This is a genomic window from Candidatus Spyradosoma sp. SGI.093, from assembly GCF_050314555.1.
GTDB lineage: Bacteria > Verrucomicrobiota > Verrucomicrobiia > Opitutales > UBA953 > Spyradosoma.
In genome coordinates this window covers 176,089-201,844 of the sequence record NZ_JBNPNH010000003.1, presented here as the reverse complement: position 1 = coordinate 201,844, position 25,756 = coordinate 176,089, and the positions used below count along the sequence as shown (strand labels likewise).

Annotated in this window: 22 protein-coding genes and 1 tRNA gene; 16 read left to right on the top strand and 7 right to left on the bottom strand. The window is 64.7% G+C overall.

The features are described from left to right. Positions 1-270: 270 nt before the first annotated feature. A complete protein-coding gene (locus ACQREB_RS04755; protein ID WP_427765913.1) occupies positions 271-1,158 on the bottom strand; it encodes a PEP-CTERM sorting domain-containing protein in 888 nt (295 codons plus the stop codon). A gap of 252 nt (positions 1,159-1,410) precedes the next feature. Here ACQREB_RS04755 and glgB point away from each other — a divergent pair, with 252 nt between their 5' ends. Next, the gene (glgB, locus tag ACQREB_RS04750; RefSeq protein ID WP_427765910.1) at positions 1,411-3,615 is read left to right on the top strand and encodes a 1,4-alpha-glucan branching protein GlgB; all 2,205 of its coding nucleotides are present in this window, start codon (positions 1,411-1,413) and stop codon (positions 3,613-3,615) included. A 93-nt stretch (positions 3,616-3,708) separates the two neighbouring features. Here the strand turns inward: glgB and ACQREB_RS04745 are convergent, their stop codons facing one another. The 3 genes from ACQREB_RS04745 to ACQREB_RS04735 all read right to left on the bottom strand — a co-directional run bounded on the left by ACQREB_RS04745 (position 3,709) and on the right by ACQREB_RS04735 (position 6,040). Continuing rightward, positions 3,709-4,725 (bottom strand): shikimate dehydrogenase family protein, encoded by a 1,017-nt coding sequence (locus ACQREB_RS04745; RefSeq protein WP_427765909.1) that lies wholly within the window; start codon positions 4,723-4,725, stop codon positions 3,709-3,711. Between the two features lie 14 nt (positions 4,726-4,739). After that, entirely contained in the window at positions 4,740-5,936 is a 1,197-nt protein-coding gene (locus ACQREB_RS04740; RefSeq protein WP_427765907.1) for a lipid-A-disaccharide synthase, read from the bottom strand. Positions 5,937-5,966: 30 nt separating this feature from the next. Beyond that, positions 5,967-6,040: transfer RNA gene (locus ACQREB_RS04735), tRNA-Pro, on the bottom strand. 99 nt (positions 6,041-6,139) lie between these two features. On the opposite strand from ACQREB_RS04735, the gene ACQREB_RS04730 reads away from it, so the two are divergent. From ACQREB_RS04730 to metK, 7 genes are all read left to right on the top strand, one after another. Further along, on the top strand, positions 6,140-6,718 hold the full coding sequence (locus tag ACQREB_RS04730; RefSeq protein ID WP_427765905.1) for a LysM peptidoglycan-binding domain-containing protein: 579 nt from the start codon (positions 6,140-6,142) through the stop codon (positions 6,716-6,718). A gap of 22 nt (positions 6,719-6,740) precedes the next feature. Next, positions 6,741-7,310 carry an NUDIX hydrolase gene (locus ACQREB_RS04725; protein WP_427765903.1) on the top strand — a complete coding sequence of 190 codons (570 nt, stop codon included), beginning with the start codon at positions 6,741-6,743 and terminating at the stop codon, positions 7,308-7,310. A 127-nt stretch (positions 7,311-7,437) separates the two neighbouring features. Next, positions 7,438-7,842 (top strand): preprotein translocase subunit SecG, encoded by a 405-nt coding sequence (secG, locus tag ACQREB_RS04720; protein WP_427765900.1) that lies wholly within the window; start codon positions 7,438-7,440, stop codon positions 7,840-7,842. Positions 7,843-7,862: 20 nt separating this feature from the next. Next, a complete protein-coding gene (locus ACQREB_RS04715; protein ID WP_427765898.1) occupies positions 7,863-9,443 on the top strand; it encodes a glucose-6-phosphate isomerase in 1,581 nt (526 codons plus the stop codon). 6 nt (positions 9,444-9,449) lie between these two features. Then, positions 9,450-10,391 carry a hypothetical protein gene (locus tag ACQREB_RS04710; RefSeq protein ID WP_427765895.1) on the top strand — a complete coding sequence of 314 codons (942 nt, stop codon included), beginning with the start codon at positions 9,450-9,452 and terminating at the stop codon, positions 10,389-10,391. Between the two features lie 13 nt (positions 10,392-10,404). Continuing rightward, positions 10,405-10,569: a hypothetical protein gene (locus tag ACQREB_RS04705; protein ID WP_427765894.1), complete on the top strand. Its 165-nt coding sequence runs from the start codon at positions 10,405-10,407 to the stop codon at positions 10,567-10,569. Positions 10,570-10,738: 169 nt separating this feature from the next. Further along, positions 10,739-11,917: a methionine adenosyltransferase gene (gene metK / locus ACQREB_RS04700; protein WP_427766174.1), complete on the top strand. Its 1,179-nt coding sequence runs from the start codon at positions 10,739-10,741 to the stop codon at positions 11,915-11,917. A gap of 208 nt (positions 11,918-12,125) precedes the next feature. Here the strand turns inward: metK and ACQREB_RS04695 are convergent, their stop codons facing one another. Further along, complete coding sequence (locus ACQREB_RS04695) at positions 12,126-13,775, bottom strand: mucoidy inhibitor MuiA family protein (protein ID WP_427765892.1); 1,650 nt, start codon at positions 13,773-13,775, stop codon at positions 12,126-12,128. A 40-nt stretch (positions 13,776-13,815) separates the two neighbouring features. Next, positions 13,816-15,747, bottom strand: coding sequence for a DUF4139 domain-containing protein (locus tag ACQREB_RS04690; RefSeq protein WP_427765889.1), 1,932 nt, complete (start codon positions 15,745-15,747; stop codon positions 13,816-13,818). A 122-nt stretch (positions 15,748-15,869) separates the two neighbouring features. Between ACQREB_RS04690 and ACQREB_RS04685 the strand changes: the two genes are divergently transcribed. The 6 genes from ACQREB_RS04685 (at position 15,870) to ACQREB_RS04660 (ending at position 21,585) form a co-directional block, all read left to right on the top strand. Then, positions 15,870-16,490, top strand: coding sequence for a manganese efflux pump (locus tag ACQREB_RS04685; protein ID WP_427765886.1), 621 nt, complete (start codon positions 15,870-15,872; stop codon positions 16,488-16,490). Further along, positions 16,487-17,491, top strand: coding sequence for a thiamine-phosphate kinase (locus ACQREB_RS04680; protein ID WP_427765884.1), 1,005 nt, complete (start codon positions 16,487-16,489; stop codon positions 17,489-17,491). The genes ACQREB_RS04685 and ACQREB_RS04680 overlap by 4 nt, the downstream gene beginning before the upstream one ends. 120 nt (positions 17,492-17,611) lie before the next feature. Beyond that, complete coding sequence (gene rpiB, locus ACQREB_RS04675; protein ID WP_427765882.1) at positions 17,612-18,064, top strand: ribose 5-phosphate isomerase B; 453 nt, start codon at positions 17,612-17,614, stop codon at positions 18,062-18,064. Positions 18,065-18,111: 47 nt separating this feature from the next. Continuing rightward, positions 18,112-19,359, top strand: a complete 1,248-nt coding sequence (glyA, locus tag ACQREB_RS04670) for a serine hydroxymethyltransferase (protein WP_427765880.1) — start codon at positions 18,112-18,114, stop codon at positions 19,357-19,359. A 108-nt stretch (positions 19,360-19,467) separates the two neighbouring features. Beyond that, positions 19,468-20,184 carry a type II secretion system protein gene (locus tag ACQREB_RS04665; RefSeq protein WP_427765878.1) on the top strand — a complete coding sequence of 239 codons (717 nt, stop codon included), beginning with the start codon at positions 19,468-19,470 and terminating at the stop codon, positions 20,182-20,184. A gap of 132 nt (positions 20,185-20,316) precedes the next feature. After that, a complete protein-coding gene (locus tag ACQREB_RS04660) occupies positions 20,317-21,585 on the top strand; it encodes an MFS transporter (protein ID WP_427765875.1) in 1,269 nt (422 codons plus the stop codon). A 6-nt stretch (positions 21,586-21,591) separates the two neighbouring features. Here the strand turns inward: ACQREB_RS04660 and rdgB are convergent, their stop codons facing one another. Beyond that, positions 21,592-22,215 (bottom strand): RdgB/HAM1 family non-canonical purine NTP pyrophosphatase, encoded by a 624-nt coding sequence (gene rdgB, locus ACQREB_RS04655; protein ID WP_427765873.1) that lies wholly within the window; start codon positions 22,213-22,215, stop codon positions 21,592-21,594. Positions 22,216-22,350: 135 nt separating this feature from the next. Between rdgB and ACQREB_RS04650 the strand changes: the two genes are divergently transcribed. After that, positions 22,351-23,712, top strand: a complete 1,362-nt coding sequence (locus ACQREB_RS04650; RefSeq protein WP_427765871.1) for an MBL fold metallo-hydrolase — start codon at positions 22,351-22,353, stop codon at positions 23,710-23,712. A gap of 1,149 nt (positions 23,713-24,861) precedes the next feature. Next, positions 24,862-25,704, top strand: a complete 843-nt coding sequence (locus ACQREB_RS04645) for an MYXO-CTERM sorting domain-containing protein (protein ID WP_427765869.1) — start codon at positions 24,862-24,864, stop codon at positions 25,702-25,704. Positions 25,705-25,756: the final 52 nt, after the last annotated feature.

Sequence of the window (25,756 nt, the reverse complement as noted above, 5' to 3'; positions counted from 1 at the left end):
TTGTAAAGGCGACCCTGTCCCCGCGGCGGACGAACGTCACCGTCGCGGGAACGCGCGGACGCCGCGCTACGAAAGTTCGTCCGCAGAAAATCGCCCGCCGCGGGAACGAAGGCGGGAATGTCTTCGCTCCCATGTTCCCGCATGAAATGCGGAACAAAAATAACCCCATGCGGCGACGCCGCCTGGGGCTGGACCCGCAAAAAGAACACGCGCTTGAAAAGCGCAACTGCCCCGCGGGAATGGTGTATCGCGGAAGCGATTCTTTAAGCTTTAAGCTTTTTTCCGCCTGCGGCGACGCGTTCCCGCGAGGGCGAGCGCGAGCGTTCCCGCGAGCAGCCCGAACGCCGACGGCTCCGGAATCCCCGTGAAGAAGAATTCGCCGTTTTTGTCCATCAGCCGATAATCTTCGTAGCTGAGGAAGCAGATGTCCTCGATGTAAAGCACGCTCGTGGTCGAAACGCCCGTCGAAGAATCGTAGAGCGAGCGTTGGAGCGAAAGAATGGGCGCGCCGCTCGTGCTCTCGCCGTAAACCGCGAGATATTCTTCGAGTTCGTGAGTGTCCGAGAAACCTCCGTCGCGCCCGACGGAATCCGTGATCCACGCGCGCGTCAGCCGCGGCGAGCCCTCGACGCTTTCGTCGAACTCCGCGCCCCAGAGCGTCACTGCGTGCGTGTCGGAGCTGATCGTCGCGACGACCTTGCCGTCGGCGCGGGAAAAGCTTTCGTAAAGGTATTCGTTGATCAGCGAGGGCAGTCCGCCGTAGGTTGAATAGCTGTAGCGCGCGCCCGCCTGATACGCGTAGATGTCGAGCTCCGGATAAAACGCTTCGAAATAGTAATTAAGTCCGGGCGACGGGAGCTTTCCGCCCTGAATACTCCCGTAATTCGTGTAATACCACGCCTTCAGCTCTTCGTTCGTGCGGGGAACGCCCGCCGGCAGCACGTATTTTTCCGCGAGGCGGTCCTGCCACCACGCGAGCATGTTCGAGCAGCACGCCGCCCAGCAGTGATTCGGATACTGCAGACCGTCGAGCCAGCCGCCTTCCGTGCTCACTCCGTCCGCCCAGTATTGGACGAGATTTTCGGCGCGGGCTTCAGGCGACGGGAACGCGGACGCGGCGAGCGCGAGCGCGGCGGCGGGAAGAATGACGGATTTCATAAAAAGTCGGGGCTGTCTTCTTTTCGTCATGTTGCCGCGCAAGATAAAGGAAAGGACGTTCCCGCGCAAACGAAAAAGTTTCGTGCGGGAACGGCTCGGCGCGGGCTCGGGAACGCGGAATCTTTTTTCGTTGAAAGCGCGGACGTTCCCGCGCAGAATACGCGACGATTCGGGCGCAGCGCCCGGGTTCGCGCGAAAAGCGCGTCAACCGAAAATCCCCTCATTCGTCAACCCCACTGTTTTCAAAAAAATATGATTATCTCCGAAGCAGAACTTCAGTCCTTCACCGGCGTCGTTCAGTCGCATCCGCATGATTTCCTGGGCATGCACCAGGCGACCGTGGACGGCAAGCAGGGCGTCGTCGTGCGCGCTTATCTGCGCGACGCGAAGGCCGTTTCCGTAAAGAATCTCAAGACCGGCAAGGCGACGGCGATGACGCGCCTTTCCGAGGACGGATTTTTCGAAGCGTGGTATCCGCGCACGAAGGAGCTTTTCGGCTATCGTCTGCTCGTCGAGAGCTACGCGGGAACGCGTTCGGAAATCGCGGATCCGTACTGCTTCCTGCCGACGATCACGGACAGCGATCTTTATCTGATCAATCAGGGCACGGACCACCGCGTTTACGAAAAGCTCGGCTCGCACGTGCGCGAGATCGGCGGCGTGAAGGGCGTCTCGTTCGCGGTGTGGGCGCCGTCGGCGCGGCGCGTTTCCGTGGTCGGCGACTTCAACGGCTGGGACGGGCGCTACCACCCGATGCGCATGCTCGGCGCGTCCGGCATCTGGGAGATCTTCATTCCCGGCGTTTCCGCGGGCGCGAAATACAAGTTCGAGCTGCTGAATCAGTACGACCCGACGCCGTACTGCAAGATCGATCCCTACGCGATTTCGTTCGAGCCGCCGCCGAACAACGCGTGCATCGTCCGCGACGTCTCCGGATTTTCCTGGAAGGACGCCGCGTGGATCGCCGCGCGCGACAAGACGAACTGGCAGGAAAAGCCCGTCTCCGTCTATGAAATGCACCTCGATTCGTGGAAGCGCGTTCCCGAAGAGGACAACCGCCCGCTCAACTACCGCGAGCTCGGCGTCGAGCTGGCGAAATACTGCAAGGACATGGGCTTCACGCACGTCGAAATGCTCCCGCCGACGGAATATCCGTTCCCGCCGTCGTGGGGCTACCAGGTCACGGGCTTCTACGCGCCGACCTGCCGCTACGGCACGCCGGAGGACTTCATGGCGATGGTGGACACGCTGCACGCGAACGGCATCGGCGTCATCATCGACTGGGTGCCCGCGCACTTCCCGCGCGACGACTGGGCGCTTTCCGGCTACGACGGCACGCACCTTTACGACCACGCCGACCCGCGCCAGGGCGCGCAGCCGGACTGGGGCACGCTGCTCTTCAATTTCGGCCGCTGCGAAGTGCGCGGCTTCCTGATTGGCTCCGCGCTCTCGTGGATCAACCGCTTCCACGTGGACGGTCTGCGCGTGGACGCCGTCGCGGCGATGCTTTATCTGGACTACTCCCGCAAGGACGGGGAATGGATTCCGAACCGCTACGGAGGCAAGGAGAACATCGAGGCGATTGAGTTCCTGCGCACCGTGAACGACGTCGTGCACCAGTATCACCCGGGCGCGATCACGATCGCGGAAGAATCGACTTCGTTCGCGGGCGTCACGCGCCCGACCAAGGATTTCGGGCTCGGCTTCGACTTCAAATGGGCGATGGGCTGGATGCACGACACGCTCGCCTACATGAAGGAGGATCCGCTGAACCGCAAGTACCACCACAACAAGCTGACGTTCGCGATGCTCTACCAGTATTCCGAAAAGTTCATGCTCGCGCTTTCGCACGACGAGGTCGTCCACGGGAAATGCTCGCTGATCAACAAGATGCCGCAGCCCGACATGTCCGGCAAGTCCGCGAACCTGCGCGCGCTGCTCGGCTACATGTGGACCTGGCCCGGAAAGAAGACGCTCTTCATGGGCGGCGAGTTCGGCCAGTCGCATGAATGGAAATACGACGGCTCGCTTGATTGGCATCTGCTCCAGTACATGGACCACAAGGGCGTGCAGAACGCCGTGCGCGATCTGAACAAGCTCTACAAGGAATCGCCGGAAATCGCCGCGCTCGACCAGGATTACCGCGGCTTCGAGTGGATCAACGCGAACGACGGCGACAATTCCGTGCTCTCCTACGTGCGCAAGAGCCTCGACGGCAAGACGCTCTGGGTCGTGCTCTGCAACTTCACGCCGGTCGCGCGCACCTACCGCGTCGGCGTTCCCGCGGAAGGGCATTGGGACGAAGTGTTCAATTCCGACGCCGAATGCTACGGCGGTTCGGGACAGGGCAATTTCGGCGGCGTCGATTCCGAAGCCAAGCCGTGGAACGACCGCCCGAACTCCGTCGAAATCGCGCTCCCGCCGCTCGCGACGGTCATCTTCCGCAAAAAAGCGTAAGAGACGGAAACGCGAATCCGAAGAAGTCACGAGGGACGCCTCGTGACTTCTTTGTTTTTCGCAGTCCGCGGGATTGCGGGAAAATCCCGCGGATCAGGAAATCGCGGCGAACATGACGGGGAAGGCGTCGGCGGCGGGAACGCCGTTCCAGAGCTCGAAGGCGAGGGCGCCCTGCCAGGCGAGCATGGCGCGGCCGTCGGCGGCGGGAACGCCGCGTTCCCGCGCGGCGGCGACGAGCGCGGGAACGTGCGCGCCGTAGGTGGTGTCGTAGGCGGCGAAGCCGTCGCGGAAAAGTTTCAGCGGGAACGGCGACGGGTCGCCGGGCTTCAGCCCGAGCGGAGTGGCGTTCACGACGAGCGTTTTCCCCTCGCCGCGGAAATCGCGGATTTCGTCAGGCGAAAGAACGGAAATTTTCGGGAAACCGCTTTTCGGGGAAGCGACATTCTTGTCGCTTGTCGGAATCCGTTTTAAGGAAATTTCCTTGTAGGGGTTTTCATAAAGCGACTGGAAAGTCGCTTCCCCGGAATTCCCGGAAAGGGCGCGGGCGAGGGCTTCGGCGCGGTCGCGGGAACGGTTGACGATCGTGAGCGAGGCGCAGCCCTGCGCGAGCGCGGTCGCGGCGATCGCCCGCGCGGCGCCGCCCGCGCCGAGAAGCACGACGCGCGTTCCCGCGAGCTTCACGCCGAGGCTCATTTCCGCCGCGCGCGCGAACCCGCGTCCGTCCGTGTTTTCGCCGCGCCAGCCGCTGAGCGCGTCGTCGCGCGCGAGCGTGTTCGCCGCGCCGATGATTTCCGCCTCGGGCGAAATCTTTTTCAGCAGCGGGAGCGCGGCGACCTTGTGCGGAATCGTGAGATTGAGGCCGAGAAAATTCTTCGCGAAAAAGAGCGGGAGCGCCTCTCCGAGCTCCTCCGGCGCGATTTCGAAGCGGAAATAACGCCGCGCGGCGAGCTCGGGCGCGGAGCGTTCCCGCGCGGCGGCGTCGAGAGCGGCGTCGTGCATCTTCGGCGAAAGCGAATGCGCGATGGGTTTTCCGAGCACGGCGAAGCTCGGCTCGGCGCGCGTCCATGCGCGCAGGTCGGCGAGCGTGAAGACTTTTTCGGCGGCGTTCATCGTGCGGAAAACGCTTACAGAAACTGCGCGATCCAGCGGGCGGCGTCGAGGTCGCCCGCGCGGGGACGGAGCAGGGCGTGCAGCGCGTCGCAGTCGGCGCGCATGCGCGCGAGGACGGCGGGATCGTCGAAGCACGCGGAGAGACGCGCCGCGAGCGCGTCCGGCGTCGCGTCGCCCTGCAGAAATTCGGGATAGACGACGCGGTCGAGCAGGATGTTCGCCATGCCGAGATACTTCACCTTGTCGCCGACGAGCGCGCGGCCGACCGCCCACGTGAGCGGATTCGCCTTGTAGAGAATCGCGCCGGGAATGCCCGCGAGCGAGCAGGTGCGCGACATCGTGCCCGAGCTCATCAGCACGGCGCTCGCCGCCTGCTGTGTTTCGGCGACGTCGTCCACGGGAACGAGCTCGACGCTGCGCGCGGCGACGCTTTTCCCGCGGAGCTCGCGGAGAATGCTCAGCACGGGTTCGCCGGGGTGGAGCACGACGGCGCGTTTGTCCGGGTGCGAGGCGTGAAATTTTTCCCACGCGGCGAGGAGAATCGGGAAAATGCGCGCGACGGGTTTCGGGCGGCTTCCCGGGAGGAGGAGCACGGGCGCGTCCGCGGCGTATTTCACGGGCAGACGGTAGTCCGGCTCGGCGAAGGGATCGCCGACGAAGCGGACGTCGAGCCGCGTGTCCGCGTAGCATTTCAGCTCGAAGGGGAAGAGCGCGCCGAGCGAATCGACGAGCTTCTCCATCTTGAAGCGGCGCTTCGCCTTCCACGCCCAGATCTGCGGCGAGACGTAATGGAGGACGACGACGTCGCCGCCGCCCTTGCGCGAGATGCCTTCCTTTTTCATCGCTTCGGCGAGACGCAGATTCATCCCGGGAAAATCGACGAAGCAGACGACGCGCGGGCGGTGTTCCCGGATCCACGCGAGGATTTTTTTGAAGAGCGCGGAATAGAACGAAAAATTGGAGAGCACCTCGACGAGCCCGACGGCGGAGAACGTCGTCATGTCGAAGAGCAGACGCGCGCCCGCGCGGCGCATGTCGTGGCCGCCGAAGGCTTCGATTCTGAGCTCGGGCCGCAGCGCGAGCAGTCGGCGGACGGCGAGGGCGGAGAGCTCGTCGCCGGAATGCTCGCCCGCGACGAAAAGGATGTCGGGGCGGCCGGGTTTTTCCGGCGGCGGGAACGCGGCGGGCAGATCGGGCATGGATTTCTTCATGGTGGGAACGGAATTTTCGGCGGAAAGGAGTCGGGCAAGAGGGATTCGAACCCACGACCCTCTGCTCCCAAAGCAGATGCGCTACCAGACTGCGCTATTGCCCGAAATTATCGGGAAAGCATCGTTTTTTATTGCCCCGCGTGTCAACAACATATTCCATTCGAAGCTTACCGAAAATCATTTCAGATAAAGGATTATCGACTATGGAAGATTCTTCAATGGACACGGGTTTCGACGCTCCCGCGGATCTCAAGATTCCGATCGCTCTCGGGCTTCTCGGCCTCATCGTCGGCGGGCTGGCGCTGATCATCGTCTTCGTCGACCGCGGCAAGATTTCCCGCTTCACCGAAAAGGTGGACGCGGACATCGAAGACGTGCGCGCGACCGTGAACAAGACCGCCGCCGGGCAGGACGCCGGCGGGAACGCGAAGGAAGTCGCCGAGCTGCGGCGCGAGCTCGAAGCGCTCCGCGCGCAGGTTTCCGCGAGCTTCGAGTCCGTCAACGCCAACCAGGAGGCGCTCGCGCAGACCGTGGAGTCGCTGAGCCGCCGCCGCGGAGGCGCGCCCGCCGCCGACGGGAACGCCGCCCAGCCGCGTCCCGCGGGCAATTCCGGGACGCCCGCCGCCGCCGCGGGCGGAGAATACAAGGTCGAGCCCGGCGACAATTTCTGGAAGATCGCGCGCAAGTTCGACTGCAAGCCCGCGGACATCGAGGCTCTGAATCCGGACGTCGATCCCGCGCGCCTGCGCGTCGGTCAGAAAATCAAGGTTCCCGCGAAGTGATTTCGCGTTTCCGTTTCGCGCGATGAAGACGCCTTCCCGCTGGATCGTCGAAAAAGAAGAGTTTTGGTCGGACTGCAAGGTCTTCAAAGTCTTCCGCGAGCACGACCGCCATCCGCTCGACGGGCGCGAAGGCGATTTCTTCGTGGCGCACGCGCCCGCGTGGGTGACGTGCGTCTGCGTGACGGCGGAGGGAAAATTTCTCGTCGAGCAGCAGTACCGCTACGGCGTGCGCGATCTGTCGTGGGAATTTCCCGGCGGCGTCGTCGAGCCGGGCGAAGATCCGCTCGCGGCCGGCCCGCGGGAACTGCTGGAGGAAACCGGCTACGCGGGCGACGCGCCGGTGCTGCTGGGGCGGCTTTCGGCGAATCCGGCGATCTTCAACAATTACTGCAGCATCGTGCTCATCCGCAACTGCCGCAAGGTCGCGGAAATCTCGCCGGACGCGAACGAGGAAATCCTCGTGCGCGAAATCGAGCCCGAAGCGCTGCCGGAACTCGCGCGCTCCGGCGGCATGCACCACGCCATCATGACGGCGGCGCTGGGCGAAATCTACCTGCATTGTCCGGAACTGCTCCGTCCCCGCGCTTCGTGAGCCCAGCGCGGCGTTCCCGCGCGGCGCCCGCGTTTTCAAGGCTCGCGGGGCGTTTCGGTTCCGTCGCGGTCGAGAAAATTTTGTTTGAGATTGCGGCGGGGGGGCCGTTTAATAAGAAACTTTCGTTATGTTCAACATTCTCCTTTTCACAGCGGCCCTGGTGCTTTTCTTCGTCTGCGCGCTCGTCGTGCTCTTCGTGCTGATGCAGCGCCCGAGCGCGAACGCGGGCATGGGCTCGGCGCTCGGCGGCGCGACTTCCGAGAGCGTCTTCGGCGGGGAAGCCGCCGGCGTGCTTTCCAAGGCGACGGTGATCTTCATCACGCTTTTCTTTCTGCTTTGCGCGGGGCTTTATTTCGGCTTCATCGCCAAGTCCACCCGCGGCGACGTCGCCGAATCGCTGAAGATGGAGACGGCCGTTCCCGCCGCGCCCGCGGCGCTCGTGACGACCGACGTGGAACCCGCGGCGCAGCCCGCGCCCGAGGCCGTTCCCGCGCAGGAGCCGCAGCCGGTCGAGAACGTTCTCGCGCAGTAAAAATTTTTCTGTAAATCGTCATGAGCTGGGAAAATTTCAAGGAAAACTACATCGAGTTCGACGCGCTGAAGTTCGCGATCGACCTCAGCCGCGTCGGCTTCCCGAAGGGCTACGTCGAAGAAGCCGCGCCGATGCTCGCCAAGGCGTTCGACGCTATGGCGGAGCTCGAAAAGGGCGCGATCGCCAATCCGGACGAAAACCGCATGGTCGGGCACTACTGGCTGCGCGCGCCGCAGCTCGCGCCGACGGCGGAGCTCGCCGCCGAAATCTCGGGAACGACCGACCGCATCGAAGCCTTCGCGAAGAAGGTGCACGCGGGCGAAATCCGCGGGAGCGCCGGCGCGTTCAGAAATCTGCTCTGCATCGGCATCGGCGGGAGCGCGCTCGGCCCGCAGTTCGTCGCCTCCGCGCTCGGCATGCCCGGCAAGGACAAGCTGAAGGTGTATTTTCTCGACAACACGGACGCGGACGGATTCGACGCCGTCTTCGCGGAGCTTGAAGGCAGGCTCGGCGAAACGCTCTGCGTCGTAACGTCGAAGTCCGGCAGCACGCCGGAGCCGCGCAACGCGATGATCGAGACCGAAGCCCGCTACAAGGCGGCGGGACTGGACTTCGCGAAGCACGCCGTCGCCGTGACGGGCGTCGGCTCGCAGCTCGACAAGACGGCGGTCGCGCAGGGCTTCATCGAACGCTTCCCGATGTGGGACTGGGTCGGCGGCCGCACGAGCGAAACGGCGGCGGTCGGGCTTCTGCCCGCCGCGCTGCAGGGGCTGGACATCCGCGGGCTGCTCGCGGGAGCGGCCGCGATGGACGCGCAGACGCGTTCCCGCGACGCGCGTGCGAATCCCGCCGCGCTGCTCGCGCTCGCCTGGTATTTCCTCACCGACGGCAAGGGCACCAAGGACATGGTGATTCTGCCCTACAAGGACCGTCTGCTACTTTTCGCGCGCTACCTGCAGCAGCTCATCATGGAATCGCTCGGCAAGGAAAAGGACCTCGCCGGAAACGTCGTCAACCAGGGCATTTCCGTTTACGGGAACAAGGGTTCGACGGACCAGCACGCCTACATTCAGCAGCTGCGCGAGGGCGTGCCGAACTTTTTCGCGACGTTCATCGAAGTGCTCCGCGACCGCGCGGGAACGAGCGTCGAAGTCGATCCCGGCGTGCGCGCGGGCGACTATCTCGAAGGCTTCCTGCTCGGCACGCGCGAGGCGCTCACGGAAAAGGGACGCGCCTCGGTCACGCTGACCGTCGAGGATGTGACGCCGGGCAGCGTCGGCGCGCTCATCGCGCTGTTCGAGCGCGCGGTCGGCTTCTACGCGACCTTCATCGGCATCAACGCCTATCACCAGCCCGGCGTCGAAGCCGGCAAGAAGGCGGCGGCGGGCATCCTGAAGCTGCAGGTGCGCATCGTCGAATTCCTGAAGGCGCACGCGCCGGAAAAATTCACGGCGGAAGCGCTCGCGGAAAAATTAGAGCTTGAAAACCGCACGGAATTAGTGTTCAAAATCTGTCAACACTTGGCGGCGAGCCCGTCCTGCGCGGTTTCCCGTCAGGTCGCGATTCCCGCCCATTGCTCAACTTTCAATTACAATCAATAAAACCCCATGAACAACAAAGTTTCTATTATTCTCCGCGCACTCGCGATTGTTCTTTCGGCCGCCGCCGTCGCGCTGTTCTTCCTCGTCCGCGGCGAGATGCAGAACGCGGTCGAAAAGACCAAGCCCCTCGTCCAGGTCGCCAAGACCTCCGAAGAGCCCTTCGACTACAAGAATCTCGCCAAGCCCGTCGATCTGAAGGCGGCGATGGAAATCGTCTCTCCCGCCTGCAAGGAAATCGAAAAGCGCCGCGAGCAGAAACGCGCCGACGACGCGACCATCGCCGGCCAGAAGGCGACGATCGCCGCGCGCGACGCCACGATCGACGGACTGAACGCCGACATCGACGCGAAGAACACCGAAATCGCCGAGCTGACGCGCGCCCGCGACGAGCTCGAAGGCAAGAAGTCGCAGCTTGAATCCCAGCTCGCTTCCGCCGAAGCGACGCTTCGCGCCGAAAAGGAAAACACGGCGCGCCTCAATCAGCGCATCGCGAACATGAAGACGATGGAGGAATACAACGCGCGCCTCGACGAGATCGCCGACCTCCAGAAGAAGATGGAAAACGGGCAGAACCGCTACACGAAGTTCCGCCACTACGCGAAGGCGAAAGGCGTTTCCTTCTCCGAAGAAGAATATCCGTCCGCCCTTTACGTGGCGACCGGTCTCACGGGTCCGACGATCGAGTTCGCGGAACCCTACGTCGCGACGACCGTCTATTCGATCGACGTCCGCCGTGGTCTGATGGTGCTTTCCGTCGGCACGAGCGAATCCTACATCGCCGTCGGCAGATACTACAACGTCGAGGTCAACGGCGTGAACGTCGGTCAGATTCAGATTGCGGACGCGCAGCCGTCCAACGTCATCGCGCACATTCTGCCGAAATCCGACATGTCCGCGATTTCCGCGGGAACGAACGTCCGTCTGATTCCGTTCGTCACGAAACGCTGACACTCCGATTCCGATGAGAATTTTTCTTTCGCTTTTCGCTCTCGCGGGTCTTTTCGGGCTCGCCGCGTGTACGGAAACGCCTCCGCCGGAAGATTCCAATCTGCCGGCGAGCGGCGCGCCGCAGGCGTGGGAAAATTCCATGCCGGGCATGGGCGGCATGACGCCGCAGGACCGCTGAGCGCGTTTCTCCGAAAAAATCCTTCCGTTCCCGCGGAAGGATTTTTTTGCGCGTCCGATCCGCGGGAACGCGAAGGCGGAGCGTTCATTGTTTTTCTTTTTATATCAATCAATCTTGATATGAAAATACAATCTTGCGTTTCCTGCGTCTCTCGGGCAGACTGCGCGGCATCATGAAATCTTACACTTTCACATCCGAATCCGTCGGCGCCGGGCATCCGGACAAAGTCGCCGACCTGATTTCCGATTCGATTCTGGACGCGTGCCTCGCGCAGGATCCGCGTTCCCGCGTCGCCTGCGAAACGCTGGTGAAGGACGACCACGTGGTGCTCGCGGGAGAAATCACGACCCGCGCGAAAGTGGATTACGAGGCCGTCGCGCGCGCCGCGATCCGCGAAATCGGCTATGTGGACAGCCGCGCCGACGACGTCTTTCAGGCGGGAACGGCGAAAGTGATCAATCTCATCGGCACGCAGTCGCCCGACATCGCGCAGGGCGTGGACGCCGCCGCCGCGGAAGGCAAAAGCTCCGCGGAGCAGGGCGCCGGCGACCAGGGAATCATGTTCGGTTTCGCGACGGACGAGACGCCGGAGCTCATGCCCGCGCCCGTCATGTTCGCGCACAGGATTCTGCGCGCGCTGGAGGCCGTCCGCAAGAACGCCGCGCGCCCGGAAGCCTCCTGGCTCCGCCCGGACTGCAAGTCGCAGGTCGCCGTGCGCTACGAAGACGGCGTTCCCGCGCGCATCGAGAACGTCGTGCTCTCCACGCAGCACACGGAAGACGTGGACTGCGCGACGATCCGCGCCTTCGGCGAAGCGCTGATCCGCGAGACGCTTCCGGCGGAACTGATCGACGCGGAGACGCGCTTCTTCATCAACCCGACGGGCAAGTTCGTCGTCGGCGGGCCGCACGGCGACGCCGGGCTGACGGGGCGCAAGATCATCGTGGACACTTACGGAGGCGCCGGTCGCCACGGCGGAGGCGCTTTCTCGGGCAAGGATCCGTCCAAGGTGGACCGTTCCGCCGCCTACATGTGCCGCTGGGTCGCCAAGAACGTCGTCGCCGCGAAGCTCGCGCGCCGCGTGGAGCTGCAGGTCTCCTACGCCATCGGCGAGCCGAATCCGACGAGCGTCTACGTGAACACGTTCGGCACGGGAACGGCGCCGGATTCGCGTATCGCCGCCGCCGTCCGCGAAGTCTTTTCCTTCAAGCCCGCGGACATCATCGCGCGCCTCGATCTGCTGCGCCCGATCTACGCGAAGACGACGAACTACGGGCACTTCACGAAGGAAGATCTTCCGTGGGAAAAGACGGATCGCGTCGACGCGCTTCTCGCCGCGATGAAATGAAAAAAATTGCTTGCCAAAAATTTTTTTTAAGGCAAGAATGCCCACCATCAAAGGCTTTGCTAAGCAATTAGCGAATAGAGTAGATAGAGAAGTTAGAGTTAGTCAGTAGAGATAAGAGAAAGGCCGGGTATCCCCGTGAGGGGGTACCCGGTCCCTTTTTTTGAATTTTTGGAAATCCGCGCGCGGGAACGTTCCCGCGGTCAGGCGCTCACTTCTTTTCGGTTTTGGAGGAGAGGACGATTTTCGCCTCGCCGCGCGCGGGAACGGAGACGTCCCAGAAGATCATGCCCGTGTCCTTTTCGAGCGTGAAGCCGGGCGTGGTCGCGGGAACGTGCCCGCAGGGCGTTTCGAGCAGCGAGATCTTCACGTCGTCCACTTCCGAGACTTTGATCTGCGAGCGCAGGCGCACCTTGCGCGGCGTTCCCGTGAGGTTCGCGAGCGTATAGACGTCGCCCGCGGCGTCGGTCGAGCTCTTCCCGGAAAAGGAGGCCTTCAGCGAGCCGTGCGTCGCGCGGAAGGGCGGGAGCTCCTCGAACGCGGCGGAAAGCCCGTCCTCCGTTCCCGCGAAGAACGCGATTTCACCGCCGACGGGAACGAATTTCAGCGAGCTTCCGCCGATGAAGGCGCCGTCGCGGAAGAGCGACAGCTCGCCGGGCAGAATCGGGCAGGGCGTTTCGTTTTTCGCGGTCGCGCGCAGATAGACGCCGGCGCGCAGGCGCGGCGCGGCTTCGGCGCGGAGCTCGACGTCCGCGAGCGTCGCGCGGGCGATGGAGACGCGCGGCGCCGCCTTGCCCGAGGGCACGTCGTGCGCGCCGCGTAATTCGAAATTCACCACGGCGCCCTGTTCGCGCACGCGGGAAAGCGCGCGGTCCTCGTCGGCGGGCGCGGCGTCGGCGAAATTCGCGGGCGGCTCGGCGGCGGGAGCCGCCTCCTCCGTCGCCACGATGCGGCGCGCGCGCGGGTCTGCGAGGCTTTCGCCGTAAAGCTCGATGCGGCGCACGCGCGGCGGGAGCGCGCTCACCTGCGGCTGCGCGGTCGAGAGCGTGAGCGCGACGCCCTTCCAGTCTTCGCCCGTGTTCTGCGAGATTTCGCCGTCGTAGGAAAAATCGACCGTTCCCGCGGCGCGGTCGAGGCGCGCGGAATAGCGCGGCTTCCAGCGCGCGGCGCGCGTCGTGTAGGCGACGGAGATTTCCGCCTCGCCCGCGCGCTCCGCCTCGAGCGCGACGACGAGCGCGACGGAGCGCCGCGCGTCCGTTCCCGAGCAAAGAGCGTCGAACTCGGCCCGGACGGGCGCGATTTCCTTTTCCAGTGCCGCCGTCTGTTCGGAAATTTCCGTCGCGCGGGCGAAGATTTTTTCGAATTCCGCGCGCAGCGCTTCGGCGTCGGCGTTCCAGTTTTCTCCGCCTTTTCCGCCGACGCTGTTTTCCTCGACGGCGCGGCGGAAGCGGCGTTCGAATTCCCGCAGCGTTTCGCGGCGCTTCCGGTTGAAATCGGAGGCGTCGGAGAGCAGCGCCCTGCGTTCGTTCAGCACGGCGAGCTTTTCTTCGAGCGCGGCGATTTTTTTGTCGTTCACGACGCGCTCGACGCGGCGCTCCCACGACACGCCGAGAATCTTCACGCCCGCGGGAACGCGCGCGCCCGCGCGGATCGAGCGCAGATCGACGTCGGCGGGAACGCCCGCGAACACGATTTCGTTTTTGCCTTTTTCGAGCTTCGCCGTTCCCGAGCGGGTGACGACGGCGCGGTCGGTGAACACCGAGACGGCGCTCACGGCGTGCGCGATTTCCTCGGCGGCGAAGGCGCCGAAGGGCGCGAGCGCGGCGGCGAGGGCGAAGGCGGCGACGAGTGTCTTTTTCATCTTCAAAAAATCCTTTCTGCTGTGCGGTTGCGGCGGCGGTTCAGCGGGAGCGTTCCCGCAGTTCGAAGTTTTCGGGGAAATCGATTTCGTAGCGCGTCTTCAGCTCGATTTCCTGCGCGGGCTCGAGCGCGAGATCGCGCGTCGCGAGCCCCGTCTTCGCGTCGAACTTCGCGGCGGCGGGCGAAAATTCCGGCGCGGAGACTTCAATGTCGTCGCGCGTGCTCACGGGAACGGCCTCGTCGCAGACGACGCGGATTTTCTCCGGCGTGCGGTTGCGTATCTTCACGGAAACCTCGACCGCCTTGCGGCGCGATTTCGAAAACGTGCCGACGGTCTCGATCGCGTTCACGACGCGGCGCTCGACGGCGACGCGCGGATCGACGCCGAGCGGAATGCGCACGCTCCCGTCGCGCAGCGTGTAGGGCACGTCCATTTCGCCGATGAAGTCCGCGCCGTAAAAGATGTTCGCGGGGCCGGCGAGAATCGGGCGGAAGTCGCGGTGCGTCACGGCGAGCATGCGGTAGGCGTTCCCGTCGGCGGCGGGCGCGAGCTGCAGATAGGCGTCGCCCGCGTAGGTCTCGCTGCCGAGCAGGCAGCGGTGCGGTGTTCCCGCGGACGGAATCGTCTCCGCGCGCGCGAGGTCGCGGCGGATTTCCAGCCCGCGCAGGTCCGCCGCCGGGTCGCGCAGGCGCGCGGCGGGAACGCTCTCGTTTTCCGCCTGCGTCTCGACGTAGTTCTGGGAAATGCCCGCGACGTCCTTCGCCGCGACGCGTTCGAGCACGCCGTCGGCGTTGCGGAAGACGTAGCCGCCGCCCGCGAGCCGGATGTCCCGCGCGTTCGCGACGACGCGTCCGCTGTTCAGCGCGATCGACAACACGCCGTTTTCGCCGGCGGCCAGGGCGGGCGCCTCGCCGGAATCGCGGGAAGAGTGCGAGCCGAACGACGCGGGACCGATTCCTTCGCCGCGTCCGCCGCCGCTTTTCTTCGCGAGCAGGGCGACGGGAACGGGGCGCGGCGCGAACGCCTCCGTGATCAGGATTTTTCTGAACTCCGGAAGATCCGCGGACGCGTCCGGGTTCACGGTCGAGAGCGTCACGGGAACGCCGGTCCAGTCCTCGCCCGTGCGCTGGCTGACGACGCCGTAGGAGACGAGCGTCGCGGCGTTCGTCGCGGGATCGACGACGACGTCGTAGCTCGGCCGCCACTGCGCGGCGCCCATGAAATAGCTCAGTTCGAGCGTTCCCGCGCAGTCCGCGTCGGCGACGAGCTTCACGCGCACGAGGGTTTCCTTTTCCTGCGCGTAGGCGGAAATTTTCCGGTATTCGCTCTCGGCGATCTCGCGGGTGAGCGCGGCTTCGTCGAGCGCCTTTTTCAGGCGGAGCGTTTCGCGCGAAGCGGCGTCCGCCTCCTTTTCCAGAAGCGCGAGCGCGCGGAGCGCCGTCTGCGCGTCGAAGGCGGACGGGAACGGCGCGTCCGCTTCGGGCGGACTGAACTCGCCGAGCGCGCGGCGGCGGGATTCGGCTTCGGCGTGCCGGCAGGTCAGATCGACGTGCGCGATCCGCGCGCGTTCGAGTTTTTCCTTCGCCGCCTCGACGGTCTCGCGCGTCGCGGAGGGCGCCGCGGTCCGCGTTTCCGTCGAAACGGAAAGCACGCGCGCGCCCGGGATGCGCGTTTCCGCGGCGAGCGTCGCGGCGGAGAGACGCGCGGGCGTTCCCGTGAGCAGAATTTCCTGCTCGCCCGCGCGGAGCGAGACTTCCGCCGAGCGCGTGACGCGCGCGCCCTTCGGGAACACGACCACGCGGGAGACGCGCGTCGGCGTCGCCGCCTTCTCGGCTTCGGTCGCGGCGTAAAGATAGTGCGGCGGCGGAGGCGTCTTCGCCGCGGGAGCGCTTTCGTCCGCGAACGCCGCGGGAACGCACAGGAACGCCGCCAGCGCGACGGCGAAAAGCATTTTAGGATTCGGGGTGAGCATGACGTGATTTCGTGAAAAGCATGATGCCCGCGCGGCGCGCGGGTTTAAAGAAAAAGCGTCGCCGCCTTCGGGAAAAGTTTTCGAGGCTCGAAAGGGTGGCGGCGGGGCGTTAGACTGCGGGCATGAATTTTTTGGAGACAGTCTGCATCGCGGCGGCGCTGGCGACGGACGCGACGCTCGTCGCGTTTTCCTACGGAGTCGTCATCGAGCGCGCGCGGCTCGCGGCTGCGCTGAAGCTCGCGTCGACGACCGGATTTTTTCAGGCGGCGATGCCGATTTTGGGCTTTTCGGCGGCGGCGGAATTTCACGCCTACTACGCGGCGTGGGACCACTGGATCGCGTTCGCGGTCTTTTCCGCGCTCGGCGGTTCCGTGATTTACGGCGCACTGCGCGGGGACGCGGACGACGCGGCGGCGGGCGACCGTTCCTGCGCGTGCGGCAAGTGCGCGCTCGGCGCGAAAAAGCTCGGCGCGATCGGCGTGGCGACGAGTCTCGACGCGCTCGCCGTCGGCGCGGGCATGCGCTGCATGGCGCAGGATTACGCGGGCGTTTCCGACGTGCTCGTTCCCGCGGCGATTATCGGCGTCGTCACGTTCGCGGGCGCGTTCGGCGCGTTCTTCGTCTCGCGCTGCTTCCGCAGATTCCCGAAACGCGCGGCGGAAGTCTGCGCCGGGCTGATTCTCTTTTCCATCGGTGCGGTCGCGCTCGCGCGCGATCTGCTCGGGGAGGGTGCGGCGCAATGAACGCGGCGGAGCGGAATCCGAATTTTCCGTTCGCGGACGGCGCGGGCTCCGAACCGACCGTCGGCGCGCTCGGCGAGACCGCGCTGCTGCGGGAAATCTCCGCGCTGCTCGCGGCGTTCCCGCGCGTCTCGCGCCCGGCGCCGCGCGGCATAGGCGACGACTGCGCCGTCTTTCCGAACGAACACGGGAACGCGCGGCGGCTCACGACCGCGGACAGCGTGATTTTTTCCCGGCATTTCGACGAAGGCGTCACCGCGCGCGAGGCCGGCGCGAAGCTGATCCGGCGCAACGTGAGCGACGTCGCTGCGATGGGCGGCGAGCCCGCCGACGCCGTGATTTCGCTGATCATGAGCCGCGACGTCCGCGTCGCCTGGCTCGCGGAATTCTACGAAGGCGCGGCGCGCGCGTGCGAGGCGCTCGGCGTCGAGCTCGCGGGCGGCGACGTCGCTTCCGCGCCCGCGGGAACGCGGCTCTTCGCGGCGACGCTCGCGCTGACGGGCTTCTGCGCGGGCGAACCGCTGCTGCGCACGGGCGCGCGCGTCGGCGACGCGGTCTGCGTCACGGGAACGCTCGGCGGGAGCCTCCGCCGCAGGCATTACGCGTTCGAGCCGCGCGTGCGCGAAGGCGCGTTTCTCGCGGCGTTCCCGCGCGACAAGGTCCGCGCCTGCATCGACGTCACGGACGGCGCGGCGAAGGACCTGCCCGCGATCGTTCCCGCGGGCGCGCGCGCCGAGATCGACTTCGACGCGGTGCCCGTTTCCGCGGACGCGCTCGCGCTCTCCGGCGGCGACGCGGACGCCGCGCTGCGGCGCGCCTTCTGCGACGGCGAAGACTACGAGCTGCTCTTCTGCGTCGCGCCGGATTTCGAGGCGGAGCTTTTCGCGCGCTGGCGGGAACGCTTCCCGGAAACGCCGCTGACGCGCATCGGCCGCATCGCCGCCGACGCGCCCGCGGAACCGCTTTTCTCCGGCGGCTACGAGCATTTCGCCCCGGAGAAGTGAGGCGGCGCGGGAACGCCGGCGGAAGACGTTTCCGGGTTCCGTTCCCGCGCGGATTTCCGTCATTTTCCGCTTTCCATTTTTCGCGTTCCGTTCAAGAATCCGCGTCAGCAATTTATCGTCATGAAAATCAGCATCGGCAGCGATCACGCAGGCTTTGAACTCAAACAGGAACTCGCCGAGTACCTTCGTTCCCGCGGGCACGAAGTTGCGGACTACGGCGCGGCGTCGAAGGATTCCGTCGATTACCCGCTTTTCGCGCACGCGGTCGCGCGCGACGTCGCTTCGGGCGCCGCGGATCGCGGCGTGCTCGTCTGCTGGACGGGCGTGGGCATTTCGATCGCCGCGAACAAGGTCGCGGGCGTGCGCGCCGGCAACTGCTTCAACGTCGAGATGGCGGGGCTCTTCCGCCGCCACAACGACGGGAACGTGATCTGCTTCGGGCAGAAGTTCATCGCTCCCGCGGACGCGAAGGCGATGCTCGACGCGTTTCTCGCGACGGATTTCGAGGGCGGGCGTCACGCGCGCCGCGTCGGCGAAATCGAGGATCTGGCCGCCTGCGCGTGCCGTCTCTGAGCGCCCGCGCGGGAACGCGTCTCCCTTTTTCCCAAAACCGAAAAACCATGATAAATCCGACTCCACTCGCACAAATCGATCCCGAGCTCGCCGGCTTCATCGGCGGCGAACTCTCGCGTCAGCAGTCGCACGTCGAGCTGATCGCGTCCGAGAACTTCACGCTCCCGGCGGTCATGCAGGCGCAGGGCAGCATCCTGACGAACAAGTACGCCGAAGGCTATCCGGGCAAGCGCTGGTACGGCGGCTGCGAATGGATCGACAAGATCGAGCAGCTCGCGATCGACCGCGCGAAGAAGCTCTTCGGCGCGGAGCACGCGAACGTGCAGCCGCATTCGGGCTCGCAGACGAACATGGCGGTCTATTTCGCCGCGCTCAAGCCGGGCGACAAGATTCTGACGATGAATCTCGCGCACGGCGGGCACCTTTCGCACGGCGCGCCCGTGAACTTTTCCGGGAAATTGTATGAAGTCGTCCATTACGGCGTCGGCGAGGACGGCTACATCAATTACGACGAAATCGCGGAAACGGCGGCGCGCGAGAAGCCGAAGCTGATCACGGTCGGCGCGTCCGCGTACCCGCGCATCATCGACTTCGCGCGCATGGCGGACATCGCGCACTCCAACGGCGCGCTGCTGCTCGCGGACATCGCGCACATCGCGGGGCTCGTCGCCGGCGGCGCGCATCCGTCGCCCGTCGGGCTGGCGGACTTCGTGACGACGACGACGCACAAGACGCTGCGCGGGCCGCGCGGCGGGCTGATTCTCTGCGGCGAAAAATGGGCGAAGGCGATCGACGCCGCCGTGTTCCCGGGCATGCAGGGCGGACCGCTCGAGCACGTGATCGCGGGCAAGGCGGTCTGCTTCGGCGAAGCGCTCAAGCCCGAGTTCAAGGCGTACGCGCACCAGATCGTCGCCAACTGCAAGGTGCTCGCGGCGGATCTCGCGGCGGCGGGCTTCAAGCTCGTCTCCGGCGGGACGGACAACCACCTCTGCCTCGTCGACCTGCGCGGGAGCCATCCCGACGTCACGGGCAAGGACGCGCAGCTCGCGCTCGACGCGGCGAACATCACGACGAACAAGAACACCGTTCCCGGCGAGACGCGCTCCCCGTTCCAGGCGAGCGGCATCCGCCTCGGCACGGCGGCGTGCACGTCGCGCGGCATGCGCGAGCCGGAGATGAAGCTCATCGCGAAGGCGATCGCGCTCGTCGTCAACAACATTCACGACGAGTCGAAGATCGCGGAGGCGCGCGAAATTTCCCGCGAGCTCTGCCGAAACTTCCCGCTCCCGTACTGAAGGAAAACGCGGGAACGCCGCGGCGGCGAAAAAATTTGTTTGCCAAAGCGTTCCCGCAGTGCATCATTGAGGACAAATTTTAAAACCCACAACCCCCAGAAAAAGCTTATGAAGAAATCTCAAACCAACCGTAAAGGTTTCACGCTCATCGAACTCCTGACCGTCATCGCGATCATCGGCATTCTCGCGGCTCTCGCCGTTCCGACGATCGGCATCGGCATGGACAAAGTCCGCCAGCTCGTGGCGAGCAACAATCTGAGCCAGATCGCCAAGTCCTACGTCTCCTACATGCAGGAAGGCACGAACGGCCGCCAGATCACCAACAAGGGCGACGAGCCCGAACGCGGCACCGCGTCCACCGTCGCCTCCGTCGCCGAAATTCTCGCGCGCAAGGCGGGCCTCGTCGACGCGGAAGTCTGGTACGTCGCTTCCGACGACGCGATCAACAACACGATTCCGAAGACCGTTCTTTCCGACGGTACGGATGGCACGAATCAGCTCCGCGAAGTGAAGCCGATTTCCTGGGCGGTCGTCGTCAACGCGAAGAAGAACCCGAAGGCGGGCAAGTCCGCTTACCCGATCGCGTGGCTCCGCGGCCTGCAGACGAACGGCGAATGGACGGAAGACGCGCCCTTCGGCGCCGGCGTCGGTTTCGTCGCGTTCGCGGACGGTTCCGTCAAGAAGTATTCCAACCTCCTTTCCGAAGAAGACCAGTTCCGCTCCGCGGACGGCAAGCGCGATTCGTCCAGCTACGAAGACGCCATCGGCTCCAACACGTCTTCCGGCGGTCTGACGCCGACGCGTCTCGAAGACCAGGGCGCCTGATAAGGTTTACGGACCTTTTCCCGAAAACGTTCCCGCGATTCGCTTCGCGGGAACGTTTTTTTGCGTGCGGTCGGGACGCGCGCCCGAAAAAAACGTTTGCGGGGCGGAGCGTTTCGGGTTTCCGTTGCGGGCATGAAGATTCCGGAAGCGCTTTCGCCGTTCCGTTCCCGCAATTATCGGCTGTTCTTTGCGGGAAGGACCTTCGCGCTTCCCGGCATGTGGATTTCGCAGACGGCGATCGGCTGGCTCGTGTACGACCTGACGCAGTCCACGCTGATGTCCGGCACGGCGATGTTCCTGAGCCAGGTCTCGCACCTGTTCGTGACGCCGGCGGCGGGCGTGATGTTCGACCGCACGGACCGCTTCCGCATGCTCGTCGCGGTACAGTTCGCGATGCTCGCGGCGTCGCTCGCGTTGGCGCTCTACGCGGTCTTCAACGGCGAAAATCTCGCGGTGCTCTTCACGCTGTGCTTCGTGCGCGGGCTCGTCGGCGCGGTGGAGATTCCGACGCGGCAGTCGCTCGTCTCGACCTTCGTCGGGCGGCGCGAAGATCTGCCGCAGGCGATCGGGCTGAACGCGACGCAGTTCAACTTCATGCGCGTCGTCGCGCCCGCCGCCGCGGGAGAAATCTACGCGCGCGCCGCGTCGCTGTTCCCGGCGCTCGCGCGCAACGTCGCCAATCTCGGCGCCGCCGCCTGCTTCTTCGCCGACGTGCTGCTGAACGTGCCGTCCATCCTGCTCGTCTTCGCGCTGAAGTTCGACGGGCGTCCGCCGGCGGGAACGCGCCGCGAGAGCCCGCTGCGCGCGTTCGCCGAGGGCGTGCGCTACGCGGCGTCCGTTCCCGTGTTGCGCGCGGTGCTCGTCGGCATCGGCCTGCTGAGCACGTTCGGCTTCAGCTACACGGTGCTGCTGCCGATGTTCGCGCACGGCGTCTACGGCGGTTCGGCGGGGCTTTACGGGCAGATGCTGACGCTGACGGGCGCGGGCGCGATCGTCGCGGCGCTGACCGTCTCCGTGCTGAAGCGGGAACGCCTGCTGCCGCGCTTTCTCGTCGTCGGCAATCTGCTGGTCGGCGCCTCGCTCGTCGGGATGATCTTCGCGCCGCCGCTGCCGTGCTTTCTCGCGCTGCTCTTCGCGGCGGGCTTCGGGAGCGTGCTGGTCGGCGCCTCGTCGAACACGCTCATCCAGCTCAACGTGGACGCGGCGCACTGCGGGCGCGTCGTCTCGCTCTACACGATGATGTTCACGGGAACGTTTCCGTTCGGCACGCTGCTGCTCGGATTTCTCGACGAACGCTTCGGCACGGGCGCGAGCCTCGGGCTGGGCGCGGGCGTGTGCTTCGCGATTGCGGCGACGCTCTTCGCGAAACGCCGCATCTTCGCGGACGGGAAGGGCGCGTGACGCGCCTCACGCGGCGGCGCGGAGGAACGCGGCGAGCGCGTCGAACGCCTTGCCGCGGTGCGAAAGCGCGTCCTTGATTTCGCCCGAGAGCTCGGCGAAGGTCTCCGCGTGTCCCGCGGGAACGAAAATCGGATCGTAGCCGAAGCCGAATCCCGCGTCGCGCTCGCGCTTGGCGATCGTTCCCGGGCAGACGCCTTCGAAGATTTTTTCGCCGCCGTCGGGCGCGATCAGCAGCAGCAGGCAATAAAAATTCGCGCCGCGTTTCGCCGCGGGAACGCCCGCGAGCGCGCCGAGCAGCTTCGCGCGGTTCGCCGCGGAATCCGCCTGCGGCCCCGCGTAGTAGGCGGTCTCGACGCCGGGCGCGCCGTCGAGAAAATCGACGCGCAGGCCGCTGTCGTCCGCCATCACGAAAGCGTCCGCGGGCGCGAGCGCGCGCAGCGCGGCGGCCTTCAGACGCGCGTTGCCGACGAACGTCCCCGAGTCTTCGACGACGTGCGGCATGCCGCCGGGAACGGCTTCCTTCGCCGAGACGAAGCGCACGCCGCGCAGACCCGCGCGCGCCGCGAGGCGGTTGAATTCTTCGACCTTGTGGGCGTTGCCGGTCGCGATGACGACGATTTTTTCCTTCATGGCGCGAAAGCGTAGCGCGCGGGAACGGCGAAGGCAAAAGTTTTGACCGCGCGGCGCCGCGCCCGCGATTTTGCGTTTTACGCGGGAGCGCGGAGCGCTTATCGTTTTCCGCATTTGGAAGACAGCGCGCCGCCTATGCAAATCACGGATCTCAACAGCGAAGAAGACATCGGTTCCAACTGCATGCTTTTGGAAATCGGACCTTTCCGCATTCTCGCCGACTGCGGGATTCACCCGAAGAAGCTCGGCCGCGCGGCGCTGCCCGATCTCGCGAAGGTGCGCGACCTGTCCGTGGACTTCATTCTGCTGACGCACTGCCACCTCGACCACCTCGGCGGTCTGCCCGTCGCGCTGCGGGAGCACCCGAGCGCGCGCGTGCTCTGCTCGCCGGCTTCGCGCATCGTCGCGACGCGGATTCTGCGCAATTCCATCGGCGTCATGATGCGCCAGCGCGAGGAGCAGAACGTCTTCGAGTATCCGCTTTATACATACAGCGAACTCGACCGCGTCGAGGCCGCGCTGACGGCGCTGCCGCTCGGCGTGCCGAAGACGTTTCACGAGCACGACGACGAAATCACCTTCACGCTCCACGCCGCGGGGCACGTCGCGGGCGCCGTCGGCGTGATGATCGAATACCGGCACCGGAAGATCTTTCTCACGGGCGACGTCTGCTTTCACGATCTGGAGACGGTGGACGGCGCGGCGTTCCCGCTCGAAAAGATCGACACGCTGATCATGGAGACGACGCGCGGCGCGACGGAGGTCGATCCGGATCTGACGCGCGACGGCGAGCTCGAACGCCTCGTCGGCGACGTCGCGGGAACGCTCGCGGCGGGCGGCTCCGTGCTGATTCCCGCGTTCGCCTTCGGGCGCATGCAGGACCTTTTTCACGTGCTGCTGAAGGCGAAGCTCGACGGACGCATTCCGAAGAACGTTCCCGTCTTCTGCACGGGGCTCGGGCTCGATCTGGCGGACTTCTTCGACACGATGGCGCGCAAGACGGGCGACGTGCATTTCCACCGCGCGATGGCGAAGGAGCTCGGCGTGCAGCCGCTCCGCGCCTGGGAAGCGCCGGGAACGGACGTCGCCGTGCAGGGCATTTACCTCGTTTCGAGCGGCATGCTCGTCGAAAACACGCCGGCGTGGTTCATCGCCTCGAACATGCTCGACCACGCGCACAACCTGATCGCGTTCGTCGGCTACTGCGATCCGGACACGCCGGGCGGCCGCCTGCTCACGCGCACGAACACGGACGAACTCCGCTTCGCGCCTCTGAACTACATCGCGCGCGTCCGTGCCGCCGTCGCGCGCTACGATCTGAGCGGACACACGACGCGGGAACGCATGATGGAGTTCGTGAACGCCGTCGAGCCGCGCCTGGTCGTGCTGACGCACGGCGATCCCGCCGCCCGCGAATGGTACGCGGAAGAGCTCGCGATTCAGCTCCCGAAAACGAAGGTCGTCAATCCCGCGCCCGGCGAAGAACTGAACGTCTGACCGCGGGAACGTTTTTTCGCCACGGAATCTCACGAAAATCTTCACGGAAGACGCCGAAACGAGAGTGAATCGGGCGCGTCGCGTCAAATTTTTTCGGGCTTCCGTGATGAAAAATGCGAAAACGATGCACGCAGTAAGTGCGCAATTGTGGGAACGCGAAAAATTTCCCGCGGAACTCGCGGATTGACGCGGAAAACGCCCCGACGGGGCGGAACAAGCGTAACCCCATGCGCGGCGCGAAGCGCGCGCTTGGGGAACGCTCCGCGCATCGAGCGCGCCTGAAAGGCGCAACCGTCCGAAGCGCACGAGGCCTCGCGGCGCGTCGTTCCCGCAGGGGAGTTGCGCCTTTCAGGCGCGTGGTTTTTCCGAGACACAGCCCCAAGCGGCGTTCCGCCGCATGGGGTTATTTTTGTTCCGCATTCCATGCGGATCCGCTCGCGGGAACGCTTGGGGGCGAAGACGTCCACGTCTTCGTCGCGGGGCGCGGGAACGCCGCGCGGCGGGCAGAAAGTTTTTTGCCGCAGATGTCACGGATGAACACAGATGAAAGCCCCGTCGGGGCTGCCCTAAAAGAAACCCCGGGCGGAAGCCCGGGGATGCACGCGAAACGGAAAAGCCTTGTAAAGGCGACCCTGTTCCCGCGGCGGACGGACGCGCCCGGAGCAGGGTCGCCCCGACGGGGCTTGTCGGATTTTCCGCCCTGCCCCAGGTTCCCACCTGGGGTTTCTAAGAGGGTTGCCCCGGCGGGGGCTTTTCAAAGTGCGGAAGGATTTTCAAAAGCCCCGAAGGGGCGGAATTGCCTAGCGTAGGGTGCCAACCCTACGGAAACGGCAACGAAAACGATGCGCGCTGTAAGTGCGCGATTGCGGGAACGCGCAAGCGCGGAAATCTCCCGCGGAACTCGCGGATTGACGCGGATTTTTTATCCACGAATTGCTCGAATTTCACGAATTCGGAGAGGCGCGGGAACGCCGCGCGGCGAAAATGTGTCCTTAGGAAATCGGGCGTCGCGGGAACGAAGGCAAGAATGCCTTCGCCCCCAAATTCGAAATGATGATAATGAGGTCAAAGAAAAAATGTTTTCCGGGCGAAAATTCGCTTCTTGACGATTTACATACGGGGGGGGGGGCATTATTGTTTTTCTCACTTATGAAACACATCATCACTATTACCTCACTCCTCGCCGCGGGAACGCTCTGCGCGAACGCGTATAGTTTCACTACCAGCGCTTCGGACTATAAGGACAGCAACAATGGCAACGCGTATGTGTACGCTTGGACGTCCTCAAACGGCGGGAACTGGACCGACGGGGCCGCGTGGGATTATCTGACAGGCGCCACGGCTCAGTCGATGAACACGACGAATAATTGGACGCCCGGAGACAACAATACCGCCGTTATCGGGTACGATTACGCGTGGGCTGACAATGCCCAAACATTCACTTCAAATTCCACCGCGCTCGATATTGTCATGAGCGGAAAACTGACGCACGGGAGAATTTATCTCGGCGAAAGCGTCACGCTGTCTGGTTCCATTGCTTTGGGCGGATACACGAACAAGGCTTACACTTTCGATTTCGGAGACTTTGGAGGATCCTCCATGCTCAATTTTTCCTCCATCACCAATGATTCTGGACTTACGACGAACGGGGGCGTTACCGGGAAAAACGTGAAGTTTACCGGATCAATTTCCATGACGTCCAAGAATTATTCCTATTCTCTTTTGTCGGCGACGACTTATTCCGCGACGGCGAACTGGGATGTCAGCGGAATTACCGTCACGGACGCTTGCGGCAATCTGCTGACCTATACGAGCGATTCGGATAAAATAGGAACACAGGGGTATTATTGGCTTTCTACGACGAACGACGCTTCTGGGCTGAAGCTCGCCGTTGAAGCTTGCGGTGCCGTTCCCGAGCCGTCGGCGTTCGGGCTGCTGGCGGGCCTGGGCGCGCTGGCGTTGGCGGGAACGCGTCGCCGCCGGAGAAAATAAAGTTCAGGAGCGGAGGAGTTCAGGAGTTTAAAAGTAATTACTCCTCGACCTC